At 54.0% G+C, this 12,734-nt stretch carries 6 protein-coding genes; all 6 read left to right on the top strand.

The genetic code is table 11. The features are described from left to right. The first annotated feature begins 250 nt into the window (after positions 1 to 250). The 6 genes from FKG94_RS25205 to FKG94_RS25175 all read left to right on the top strand — a co-directional run bounded on the left by FKG94_RS25205 (position 251) and on the right by FKG94_RS25175 (position 12,730). Positions 251 to 1,978, top strand: a complete 1,728-nt coding sequence (locus FKG94_RS25205) for a glycoside hydrolase family 19 protein (protein ID WP_142929727.1) — start codon at positions 251 to 253, stop codon at positions 1,976 to 1,978. Between the two features lie 87 nt (positions 1,979 to 2,065). Continuing rightward, positions 2,066 to 4,075: a PKD domain-containing protein gene (locus FKG94_RS25200; RefSeq protein WP_142929726.1), complete on the top strand. Its 2,010-nt coding sequence runs from the start codon at positions 2,066 to 2,068 to the stop codon at positions 4,073 to 4,075. A 91-nt stretch (positions 4,076 to 4,166) separates the two neighbouring features. Next, positions 4,167 to 6,131, top strand: a complete 1,965-nt coding sequence (locus FKG94_RS25195) for a cellulase family glycosylhydrolase (RefSeq protein ID WP_142929725.1) — start codon at positions 4,167 to 4,169, stop codon at positions 6,129 to 6,131. A 61-nt stretch (positions 6,132 to 6,192) separates the two neighbouring features. Next, positions 6,193 to 8,211, top strand: a complete 2,019-nt coding sequence (locus tag FKG94_RS29075) for a PKD domain-containing protein (RefSeq protein ID WP_218943642.1) — start codon at positions 6,193 to 6,195, stop codon at positions 8,209 to 8,211. Between the two features lie 1,970 nt (positions 8,212 to 10,181). Beyond that, complete coding sequence (locus FKG94_RS25180) at positions 10,182 to 12,122, top strand: YncE family protein (protein WP_142929724.1); 1,941 nt, start codon at positions 10,182 to 10,184, stop codon at positions 12,120 to 12,122. Next, the gene (locus tag FKG94_RS25175) at positions 12,122 to 12,730 is read left to right on the top strand and encodes an NADPH-dependent FMN reductase (protein ID WP_142929723.1); all 609 of its coding nucleotides are present in this window, start codon (positions 12,122 to 12,124) and stop codon (positions 12,728 to 12,730) included. The genes FKG94_RS25180 and FKG94_RS25175 overlap by 1 nt, the downstream gene beginning before the upstream one ends. The last annotated feature ends 4 nt before the right edge of the window (positions 12,731 to 12,734 follow it).

Here is a 12,734-nt window from a genome sequence, read left to right as displayed (position 1 = left end):
CCAGGCAGAGTGGGCCCAGTTCCCACTCTGCCTGCAGGCGTTTGTTGCCGGCGCGCCTATCTGGAAACCTGTAGTCGAAACTGGAGCAGAAACCTGGAGTGTGATGTAAAAAACCAGCAGATGCGGGCGCCTACCTATAAAGTATCGCTGCACCCGCGTCACCGGCACACAACTCACATCGGACCATCAGTGGTAACACTGTAAGACAGTAAACAACCAGACCACAGGACCTTAGCGGAGAACTATCGCAATGCATCACCTTATCGCAGCGGCGGTGCTCGGCTCGGCCGCCGCACTGGTGTCGAACACCGGTAGCGCTGCAGATTGCAGCGGCCTACCGCTTTACAGCGCCGGCAGCGCCTATGCGGCCGGTGAACGCGTGAAAAATATCGTGCAGACATCGGGTCAGACAGAGGTATTCATCTGTAATATCGCCGGTTGGTGTTCTTCCAGCGGCGCCTGGGCCTACGAGCCCGGCAACGGCGCCCACTGGGAACTGGCCTGGAGCCGGATCGATACCTGCAGCGGTGGCGGCGGCAGTAACCAGAGCCCCGTCGCCAATGCCAATGGCCCCTACCGCGCCGATACCGGCGCGCTTATCAACTTCAGCAGCGCCGGCTCCGGCGATGCCGACGGCAGTATCACCGCTTACCGCTGGGACTTCGGCGACGGCGCCACTGGCAACGATGCCAACCCCAGCTATCGCTACACCACTGCCGGCACTTATACCGTCAGCCTGACGGTTACCGACGATCGGGGCGCATCCACATCGGCCTCGACGACCGCAACGATTTCACAACCCGGCACGGACCCCGATCCGGTGCCGAACCCGCAGCCGTATCCCGGCGGCGGCTATCAAATGAGCCGCGCCAATATCGCCGCGGTTGAAGCACATCTGACCGACAGCCCGCTGTTTCGCCAGGTGAAAAATTCTATCGTGACCCGCGGCAACGAGACAGTGGAACAAGTAGCCCCGGGGCGCGCCACCAATCCGGACAATGTTCGGCGCGTGGAGGGTATTGTCAATGCCACGACGTGGGATTTTACCTTTCCGATACGCAACGCATCCTATAACTACCGTCGCTTTCTGCAGGCGGTAGCCAAGTTTCCGGCGTTCTGCGGTGCCTATGACGACGGCCGCGATGCCGATGCCATCTGTCGCAAGTCACTGGCCACAATGTTCGCCCATTTTGCCCAGGAAACCGGCGCCCACAATCCGAGTGCCGCTTACGAGCAATGGCGCCAGGGCCTGTTTTACCTGCGCGAACTCGGCTGCAGCGACGGCGCACCCGGCTGCGGCTACAACGCCGAGTGCGCGCCCACCACCTGGCAGGGGCAGACCTGGCCCTGCGGCAGGGACGGCGCAAATAATTTCAAAAAGTACTACGGCCGCGGCGCCAAGCAGTTAAGTTATAACTACAACTACGGCCCCTTTTCCCAGGCGATGTTCGGCGATATCCGCGTGCTGCTCGACGATCCCGACCGGGTCGCGCGTACCTGGCTCAATCTCGCCTCGGCGGTTTTTTTCTATGTTTACCCGCAACCGCCGAAGCCGAGTATGCTGCATGTTATCGACGGCACCTGGCAACCCAACGCCCACGACTTATCGCTCGGACTGACGCCCGGCTTTGGCGTCACCACCCATATCATCAACGGCGGTATCGAGTGCGGCAAGCCCGGTGAGACAGCCCAGTCTCTCAACCGTATCGCCTATTACCTGGCCCACGCCAACAATCTCACTATCACCGTTCCCAACAGCGAGCAACTCGGCTGCGCAGGTATGGGCCGTTTTGACAGCGCCGGTGCGGGCGCGCTGCTCACCAGTTGGGAACAAGACTGGGCTTACTATCCGGATCGGCCGCAAGGCAGGAGTTTTGCCTGCAAGCTGGTGACCTACCAAACATCCTATAACGCGCTGTTACCCGGCGACTACGAGAAATGTGTCGAGCACTATTTCGATGTGACCGTCGTCGATTAACAGCGGGGGTGGTTAAACCTGAGAGAACGGGCGAATAAAAACTGAACCGAGGTTACGTAAAGTTCGAGAACCAGAGGACACAAGACAATGAAACAATTAATCAAAGTCGCCGCGCTTGCCACTCTCGGCCTGCAGGCGATGCCGGGCGCCGCTGTGGTCTGCGACGGCCTGGACACCTGGAGCAGCAGCGCCACTTACCTGGGTGGCCACGAGGTCCAGCACAACAACAACGCCTATCGGGCCAACTGGTGGACCCGCAATCACAATCCCGAAACCCACTCCAATCCCCACCAGGAGTGGTCCCTGCTCGGCGCCTGCGATGGTAGCGGCGGCGGTAACAACCAGGCGCCCGGCGCCAATGCCAACGGCCCCTATTCAGGCCAGGTCGGCACCGCCATCACCTTTAGCAGCGCCGGCTCCAGCGATCCCGACGGCACTATCACCGGTTACAGTTGGAACTTCGGCGACGGCAATACCAGCAGCGCCGGCAGCCCCTCCCACACTTACAGCAACGCCGGCACCTATACCGTGACGCTGACCGTCACCGATAACGACGGCGCCTCGGCCACGGCTTCCACCGCTGCGACGATTACCGGCGACGGCGGCGGCAGCGGCGGCAATTGCGGCGGCCTGCCCACCTATGTCGCCGGCACCGCCTACACTACCGGCCAACGGGTGGCTAATGTTGTCGACGCCAGTGGCGATACGGTGGAGTTTATCTGCAATATTGCCGGCTGGTGTTCCTCGCCGGCCGCCTGGGCTTATGAGCCCGGCAACGGCCGCCACTGGCAGGATGCCTGGAGCGAAGTGGGCCGCTGCGACGGCGGTGGCGGCAGCAACAAAGCGCCGCTGGCCAATGCCAACGGGCCTTACTCCGGCACCGCCGGCAGCGCCATCGCCTTCAGCAGCGCCGGCTCCAGTGATCCCGACGGCACTATTGCCGGTTACCGCTGGAGTTTTGGTGACGGCAACACCAGCGCCGCCGCCGATCCAAGCCACAGCTATGCCAATGACGGCACCTACACGGTCACCCTGACGGTTACCGATGACGACGGTGCATCCACCACCGACTCTACCATCGCCACCATCGGCGGTGGCGGCCCCGGACCCGGCCCACTGCCGCGCCGCCTGCTGGTGGGCTACTGGCACAACTTCATCAACGAGTCCGGCGTCTACATTCCGATGGCAGAGGTTAGCCGGGATTGGGATATCGTCAGCGTGGCGTTTGCCGAAAACGATCGCTTCGGTCAGCCCGGCGCCCTGGCTTTTGCGCCCGCTGAAGAGTCCGTCGCGAGTTTCCGCGCCGGTGTCCAGGCCCTGCAGGCACGCGGGCAAAAAGTCCTGATTTCCATCGGCGGCGCCAACGCCCACATACAGCTCAACAGCATCGCGGAACGGGACAACTTTATCCGCAGCCTGGGCGATATCATTGCCGACTACGGCTTTGACGGTCTGGATATCGATCTCGAGGGCGGCTCGTTGAATATGACCGCGGGAGATACGGTGACCAACCCGCGCACACCCGCCATTATCAACCTGATTGACGCAACGCGAGCCATCAAAGCCCGTTTCGGTGCCGGGTTTGTTTTGACCATGGCGCCGGAAACCGCCTATGTGCAGGGCGGTTACGCCAACTTCGCCGGCATCTGGGGCGCTTACCTGCCGCTGATTCACGCGTTGCGCAACGACCTCACCGTGCTGCACGTACAGCACTACAACACCGGCTCCATAACGGGTACGGACGATAACGAGCATCAACGCTCGACCGTTAATTTCCATGTCGCGTTGTCGGATATGCTGATTACCGGTTTTGCCGCCGGCCGCGACCCCAATAATTTCTTTCCGGGGTTGCGGGCCGATCAGGTGGCCATCGGCCTGCCCGCCAGCGCCGGCGCCGCCGGTTCCGGGCAGACCAGCGCGGCCGATGTACACCGGGCCCTCGACTGCCTGATCAGGCTCGCCAATTGCGGCAGCTACCGGCCGGCCCAGGCGCACCCGAACTTCCGCGGGCTGATGACCTGGTCGATTAACTGGGATGTCTTCAGCGGTGGCGCCTTTTCCACACCGCATCGCGACTACTTAGATCGCAACCCTTAGTTTTAAGGGGGTTCACAATTTCTCTCTGCTGAGTCTTAGGGTGTCTTCGGGCACCCAGTTTTTTCTTTTACCGACTGAGGGCAGCTCCAAAATGAATAAATTACTGGCAACCGGCTTTGCCGCGAGCATCGCGCTGCAAGCCATCCCCGCCGCCGCCGTGGTCTGCAACGGCCTGGATACCTGGAACAACAGCACCGTCTACCTGGGCGGCCACCAGGTTCAGCACAACAACAACGCTTACCGGGCCAACTGGTGGACCCGCAACCACAATCCCGAAACCCACTCCAATCCCCATCAGGAGTGGTCCCTGCTCGGCGCTTGCGACGGCGGCGGCAGTAGCAACCAGGCACCCAGTGCCAATGCCAATGGCCCCTACACCGGCCAGGTCGGCGCCGCTATCGCGTTTAGCAGTGCCAGCTCCAACGATGCCGACGGCACTATCGCCGGATACAGTTGGAACTTCGGTGACGGTGCCACCAGCAGCGCCGCTAACCCCTCTCACAGCTACGGCAACGCCGGTACCTATACCGTGACGCTGACGGTCACCGATAACGACGGCGCCTCGGCCACGGCTTCCACCGCCGCCACCACTACCGGTGATGGCGGCAGCAGCGGCGGCAATTGCGCCGGCCTGCCCACTTATGTCGCCGGCACCAGCTACACCAGCGGCCAGCGGGTCGCCAATTTTGTCGACGCCAGCGGCGATACGGTGGAGTTTATCTGCAATATCGCCGGCTGGTGTTCTTCCAGCGCCGCCTGGGCCTACGAGCCCGGCAATGGCCGCCACTGGGAAGATGCCTGGCGTGAAGTGGGCCGTTGCGACGGCGGCGGCGGCAGCAACAAAGCGCCGCTGGCCAATGCCAATGGTCCCTACTCCGGCACCGCCGGCACCGCTGTAACGTTTAGCAGTGCCGGTTCCACCGATCCCGACGGCACCATTACCGGTTACCGCTGGAGCTTTGGCGACGGCAGCACCAGCAGCGCTGCCAACCCGAGTCACAGCTACACCAACGACGGCACCTATACCGTCACCCTGACGGTCACCGATAACGACGGTGCCGCCACCACTGACTCTACGATCGCCACGATTTCCGACGCTGGCGGTGGCTCCACACCCGTTGCTATCAACGGCCAACTTCGCGTCTGCGGCAATAAACTCTGCAACCAGTTCGGTCAACCTATTCAACTGCGCGGGATGAGCACCCACGGCCTGCAGTGGTACGGCTGGGGCAACTGTGTGACCGAGAGTTCCCTGGATGCGTTGGCCTACGACTGGGGCGCCGATATCCTGCGGATTTCCCTCTACGTACAGGAAGGCGGTTACGAAACCGATCCGCAGGGCTTTACCGCGCAGGTCAGCACCATTATCGATGCGGCCACCGCCCGCGGCATGTACGCGCTGGTGGACTGGCATCAACTGACCCCGGGCGATCCCAATGCCAACCTGGACAACGCCAGGCGCTTCTTTACCGATATCACCCAGGCCCACAACGGTAACAACAACGTTATCTACGACATTGCCAATGAACCCAACAATGTCTCCTGGGCCGATATCAAGCGCTACGCCGAACAGATCATCCCGGTAATCCGCCGCTACGATCCGGACGCGGTCGTGCTGGTGGGCACCCACGCCTGGGCATCACTCGGCGTCTCCGAAGGTCGCAGTGCCCGGGATATCGTCGACAACCCCATCAACGCCGACAACCTGATGTACACGTTTCATTTTTACGCCGCCTCTCACGGCGCCGTGCATCGCAATGAACTCGCCTGGGCCGCCGACCGCCTGCCGATCTTTGTCAGCGAGTGGGGCTCGCAAACCTACACCGGCGACGGCGCCAACGACTTTGCCAGCGCCCAGGCCTACATCGATTTGATGGCGCAGAAAAAAATCAGTTGGACCAGTTGGAACTACTCCGACGACTTTCGCTCCGGCGCTGTGTTTCGGCCCGGCACCTGCGCCAGCAACGGCCCCTGGAGCGGCGGCAACCTGAAAAGCGCGGGCCAGTGGGTCAGGGATAAGATTCAAAACCCGCCCGACAACTTCCCGACCCGGTAGCTGCGCTACCGGTAAACACCACCCTTTTGCTGCAATTTACCGACATAGCAGGGAGAAAAAGATGAACAACAAACTGCGCCTGTTTTTATTCAGCATCGGTGCCGGTCTGTCGAGCCACAGCCTGGCGATAGACTGCAACGGTCTCGATATCTGGAACAGCGGCACCGCTTACCTGGGCGGTCATGAAGTTCAACACAACAACAATGCCTACCGGGCCAACTGGTGGACCCGCAATCACGATCCCGCCACCCACTCCAATCCGCATCAGGAGTGGTCCCTGCTCGGTGCCTGTGACGGCGGCGGCGGCAACCAGCCGCCCAGCGCCAATGCCAACGGCCCCTACACCGGCCAGGTCGGCACCGCTGTAACGTTTAGCAGTGCCGGTTCCACCGACCCCGACGGCACCTTGAGCGGCTATAGCTGGAACTTTGGCGACGGCAATACCAGCAGCACCAGCAGTCCCTCGCACAGTTACAATAATGCCGGCACCTATACCGTGACCCTGACCGTCACCGATAACGACGGCGCCTCAGCCACCGCCTCGACTGCCGCCACCATTAGCGGCGCCGGCGGCGGTAGCGGCAATTGCGCCGGCCTGCCCGCTTATGTCGCCGGCACCGCCTACACCGCCGGCCAACGGGTCGCCAACTTTGTCGACGCCAGCGGTGACACCGTTGAATTTATCTGCAATATCGCCGGCTGGTGTTCCTCCAGTGCCGCCTGGGCCTACGAGCCCGGCAACGGCCAGCACTGGGAAGATGCCTGGCGCGAAGTGGGTCGCTGCGACGGCGGTGGCGGCAGCAACAAGGCGCCGCTGGCCAATGCCAACGGTCCCTACACGGGAGAGGCCGGCACCGCCATTGCGTTTAGCAGTGCCGGCTCCACCGACCCCGACGGCACCATTGCCGGCTATAGTTGGAGCTTTGGCGACGGCGGCACCAGCAGCACCGCCAACCCCGGCCACACCTACGCCAACAGCGGCACCTACACCGTCACCTTGACGGTTACCGATAACGACGGGGCGTCCACCACCGATTCCACCATTGCCACCATCGGCGGCGGTGGCCCCGGCCCCGGACCGCTGCCGCGCCGTATTATCAACGGCTACTGGCACAACTTCACCAACGATGCCGGTTTTATGCCGTTGCGGGATGTGTCACCGCGCTTCGACGTGGTGAATGTTTCTTTTGCCGAACCCACCTCCCCCACCAGCGGCGTCATGCAGTTCACACCTGACGGCAGCACCACGGAGGCGGATTTCAGAGCGGGTATGCAGGCCCTGAAAGCGCGGGGGCAGAAAGTGCTGATTTCCATCGGCGGTGCCAACGGCCAGGTGCAATTGACTACGGCCAGTGCCAGGAACAACTTTGTCACCACCATGATCGACATTATCGAGACCTATGGGTTTGACGGTATGGACATCGATTTCGAGGGGCACTCGCTGTCGTTCGACTTCGGTGACGAAGATTTCCGTAACCCGACCACACCGCTGATCGTCAACACCATCAGCGCGGTGCGCCAGATTTGTGATCACTTCGGTCCCGACTTCCTGTTAACTATGGCTCCCGAGACCTTTTTTGTGCAGCTCGGCTACCGTTTTTACGGCGGTATCTCTCCCGGTGCCGACCGCCGCGCCGGCGCCTATCTGCCGTTGATTCACGCACTGCGCGACAAGCTGACGTTTTTGCAGGTGCAGCACTATAATTCCGGCCCCATCTCCGGTCTGGACGACCAGTTTTACCTGCCGGGCGTCGCCAACTTTCACGTGGCAATGGTAGATATGCTGCTGAAAGGTTTTCCCATTGCCGGCGACAGCGGTAAGTTTTTCCCGCCGCTACGGCAAGACCAGGTATTAATCGGCCTGCCTGCGACGGGACTGGCCGGCGGCGGGTTTACACCGGTGAACGAAGTGCAGCGGGCGCTGGACTGTCTTGTCAAGGCGGTCAACTGTGCATCGTACAACCCCGGCCAGAGCTATCCTAATCTGCGCGGCCTGATGACCTGGTCCATCAACTGGGACAGATTTAATAACTTCGAGTTCTCCAGTAGCCATCGCGACTATCTGGATACCCTCCCTTAATCTGAAAATCCAGACGGGCTTTCAGAAACTCGCGAAAGCAGGGAGGCTTTCGCGACCACCACTAATTAGTAGGTCCTTGAAGCTAAGCTGGGCGCCTGAAACTATAGTAGGCGTTTTAGACGAGCCCTCATCAGTCGATGACCTACCCTCACCCACGGCTTTGATCGGCACACAGCTCACCGTCAACTCACTGATCAAACTCGGATTCCCCTGGCTGATCCTGTCATCGATACCAACCTCAGGCTAAAAAATAACCTACCACTTATTCGTGTATCTATTTGCCCGTGATTATTTGAGAAAACAATTTTTCACAATTTGATACTTGCATTGCTAGAACCCCCGAACTTTCAATCAGTTAGCTTATCTAAGCTGTTTGTGACCGGCCGGGGGAAATAATATATTAAAAATATAGGCCGCTATTTCCCCTCATAGAATAAATCCGCTGCTATTATAAAGTTGTCTTTTACACCAAAATAAAAATGAAAAAAACTCTAATGGCACTCACCGCCGGCGCTGTTGAAAGGCACCAATACAAAGCACGGTATTGCGCAAGAATAGAACTGACATTAGATGTTTTTTTAAAAAACAAGCCCCGGTACTTTAAACCCGCTATACCGGGCCGTGGGTTCCTGCTGTACTCCGGGTAATCAGTACCTGCAGGCCTTTGAGTGATTTCACCGCGAATAGCGATGGTATCTTGTCAGGGAAGAGAGAAAAGCTTTAAGCCTGTGGTGTTACTGTTAATCGGTCCTCATCCGAAAGGTGGATGCTCCTATTGAAGTCTAGTGTTGGCGTCACCAGATTAAAGGCAGGATGCGAAAACCGGAAACACAAATTTTCAGAATTTCTCAGCGCTGCCGCCACCTGGGGGCGGATGGCTATAGGTGCCCGGCAGCTTTGCAGTATCCTGTATTAAAAAATTAGAAAAATTACGCTTTTATATGATATGCAAAAGTACTACTCAATTAAAATCGCAGGCCTCAACGACGGCTAAGGAAACACACTGAATTGGAAATATTTTAAAAAAGGGCGAAAAACTTCGTTTTAATCGAAGCCAAAAAATAAACAATACGTTGTGAGTAATTTTGCTGGTGAATTTTCATTGAGCAAGATGTAGTACTGCCTGCCGTTTGGAAAAGCCGAAAACTCGCTCGCGCCACAGTGTATTTGAATGTCCGGATCGCAACAGTAATTTGCGCTGTTTTCGCAAAGTTTGTTACACAATTCGGGGCCAAAGGAAATAATGACAAGCTAATAATTAGAAGTCAGGATTCTTATTAATATACTTTTTTCGACTCAAAATAGGCATGAGGAACAGGTTATTTTCGAATAAAAGACAAGAGCATGAGTGACAGCCACATGCAAAGCGATTTCTAATACTAGTAGCAATTCTCTAATAAAAAATCGCACCTCAGATTAATTCTGCACCATTGTTGATCAAGAGCCGATCTGATCAACCATGTGCCCAACTAAAATTTCTACATTGCAAAAACAAAAACACCCATGAAAATCTAAATTTCATCACCCCAAAAAAATCATAATTACAAATTATTTTTCTGTAAATTTTCAAACTTATTAGTAAGTTATATTTTTCCCGATTTTGCTTAACATATTTTTCTTGCAATATATTTTCTTTTTACTTATCGTTTTTCACGCAGAGTGTTGTACCTCAATCTGCTAATCAATTATCAGAAAGGAGAATCATCATGTTAGTAAAAAAAGTAAATCTGAGTAAAAAGTCATTTACCAATAAAGCTGTATATGCACCACCCATTTTCAATTAATTTGTAAATGGTCGCCCCGCTTTTTAAGCGGGGCGTACATCATTGAAATATCCAGCTCAGCATTTTACATAGTGCGCTGATTCGCTTCCCTTTGTCGAGACGATGGAAACCAGCGTGTTGTGGATACCAAAAAAACAGGCCTATTTTTTCGTGTAGCTGCAGATTATCTTGGATGGTGAAAGCGATATGAATGTGAAAACCAGATTTACTAACGCCGCCTTTGATCATGATTCAAGTAACTTATATATGTGTGATGACAAAGGTATTGTCTACTGCTTTGACGAGAAATTGCTGCTGCTAAAGCAATCAACACCACCTTCAAATGGTGTAACACTGCATGGAATTTGCACTGATGAAGCGCATGTCTATGTTAGAGACGTGGCTGGCAATGTTATCTGCTTATGTAAAGAGAAGTTGCTTCAAAAGCACTTTTTTGTCAGCCAGCATTATGTTTCTCCGGAAAACGAGGGCAGCCACCCAGTGCCGTCTCCCTCCCATGCCATTGTTGCGACAGACAGATACCTGATATTTTGCAACGCCCGCGGAAGCCTTTCCTTCCTAAATAAAAAAACGTTTTCTTTCAATAGGTCCATCGAAATTTCTGAAAATGCTTTCCTCGAGCATTTATCGCTAAGCAGCTGCAAAAAATATCTTTATGTTAACGATATAATTGGAAATATATTTATTCTAGACCTAGAAAAATTTTCGATAAAAAAAATCGCTTCTTTACACAGCGGAGTGAGTCATTCGATGGTTTATGACTCAAAGCACAAGCGCTTTATGATATCCAGCGACGTAGGTGGTGGTGTTCATATAGTTAATGAGGCTCAAGGCATTATTGGATGGGTCCCATTCACTAACGACGATGTTGAAGAAATTGTCCTTTCTGACGATCAAGATATGATTTATGTCGCATGTTTTGATCACCATATATATGTGTTGAAAAATCATGAATCACCTGTCGTCTTGGGAAAAATTGGAAAATTCAAATTTCAAGTAAATCATTTGAAAAAGATGAGTAATGATAAGTTGCTCGCTATGCTTGAGTCGGGCGAAGTATATGTTGTCAGCACTTCAACTTATCAGATTTTATCAAAGACAGGGGGCACGGCAGCCTACTGGGATTTGTACGTATCTGGAAAACAGGCGATAGCAACTTCGGAGAGTGGTAATTTAGATATCTTCCAAATCAACAGCCAATTTCGCGAACTCACATTGACAAAAATAGACACGATTGTTCCGAAAGGCATAAATCATCGAATGAGAATCACGAAATCAATAGCAAACGGATTTGTCAGTATTTGTGGTGATGGGAAAGCCCTTCGCTATGACAGGAAAGGGAACGTACAGTGGGAATACTCGGCACAGGGAATTTTGCGGGATATCTCTATATCCAAATGTCAAAAATTTTGTGCTTTTTGTTCGGAGTTGGGGGAAATAATCGTTGTAGATTTAGACACTTGCTCTGTAATCAAGATGTTGAAAAACAATAAACCTGTCTGGTGTATCCACTATTGCCCAGATGGTTCCATTGTTTACGGTGAGAGAGAGCTTAGAGACCACTTGGGTGGCAGGACAAAATCCAAACTATGTTTACTTGATGAGAACTTAAAAGAAATTTCCGCGATCGAAACTTACGGCAATTTTAAGCGTATTCGGGAGCTGGATAATAACCAACTACTTATTTCCAGCAATACGCTTTTAGCCGTATTTATCGTTGATTTGTTTGATTTTAGTGTAAAGAAATCTCTCAAAGAATGGCAGATCAACACACCAGAAAATTCGATTATTTATGGTCGATACCTTTACGTCGTTACATATGGCTACCAACTGATAACCTACGATATTGAAACTGATGAAGTTATTGACGTCCAGTATATTCTTGAAGGATATCCAATGGGACTTGACTGCTACCGCAATGACAAGGGAGAGCCATTTCTAATAGCTTCCTGTAGGAATGCCATTATGGCCTTTACGATTAGCCAAGTTGAACCAGAACTAATTAGTTGTTGGTACCTAAATGAGACACTTTACCGGGATTTCTCCGAAGGAGTTGGTTTCCAACAACTGAAATCCTCTAATTATCAACTTACCACTCAAGTTGAAAAACTACAAAGCGTGGGCTGATGATGAATGTCTGTGTCATATCGGGAAGCCACCGCCAGTCGTCGAATACGCTGAAATGTGCCAATTATGTTCTCAGTCGTTTAGAAAGTCGGGGGCACACCTGTCAGCTGATTGACCTGTTTGCGCAACCGGTTCCTATTTGGTCAGAAGACTTCTGGTCTAATGACTCGAGTGAAAAAAATTCCTGGCATACTAATTCTGAAATTTTGAAAGCATCAGACGCATATGTGGTGATGACTCCTGAATACTGCGGCATGGCGACCCCTAGTATAAAAAACTTCCTGCTAAAGTGTAACGGTGTTGAAACTGGAAACAAACCCGTTTTGCTAATAGGGATATCTGCAGGGCTCGGAGGAATTTCACCCATATTAGAACTGAAATTAAATGGCTTCAAAAATAATTTCATGTGTGTAATTCCGTACAGTGTAATTATTCGTAACGCAGATACCATGCTAAATGGAGAAAAACCAGATAGTGATGAAGAAATGAAATTAAGAGAATCGATTCAGTATGCATTGGATCATTTACTCATTTACGCGGAATCTCTGTCGCACGTAAGGCTATGCGGCCTTACAGACTTTGATTTATACCCTTATGGTCAAGTGTAGTCTC

This window comes from Exilibacterium tricleocarpae, assembly GCF_007004655.1.
Taxonomy (GTDB): Bacteria; Pseudomonadota; Gammaproteobacteria; order Pseudomonadales; family Cellvibrionaceae; genus Exilibacterium; species Exilibacterium tricleocarpae.
Note: the sequence above shows the minus strand (reverse complement) of the source record. Positions and strands in the feature narration are given on the sequence as shown.

Coding starts and splice junctions, on each gene's coding strand:
- FKG94_RS25205 (WP_142929727.1), top strand. CDS start 251: ATGCATCACCTTATCGCAGCGGCGGTGCTCGGCTCGGCCGCCGCACTG.
- FKG94_RS25200 (WP_142929726.1), top strand. CDS start 2,066: ATGAAACAATTAATCAAAGTCGCCGCGCTTGCCACTCTCGGCCTGCAG.
- FKG94_RS25195 (WP_142929725.1), top strand. CDS start 4,167: ATGAATAAATTACTGGCAACCGGCTTTGCCGCGAGCATCGCGCTGCAA.
- FKG94_RS29075 (WP_218943642.1), top strand. CDS start 6,193: ATGAACAACAAACTGCGCCTGTTTTTATTCAGCATCGGTGCCGGTCTG.
- FKG94_RS25180 (WP_142929724.1), top strand. CDS start 10,182: ATGAATGTGAAAACCAGATTTACTAACGCCGCCTTTGATCATGATTCA.
- FKG94_RS25175 (WP_142929723.1), top strand. CDS start 12,122: ATGATGAATGTCTGTGTCATATCGGGAAGCCACCGCCAGTCGTCGAAT.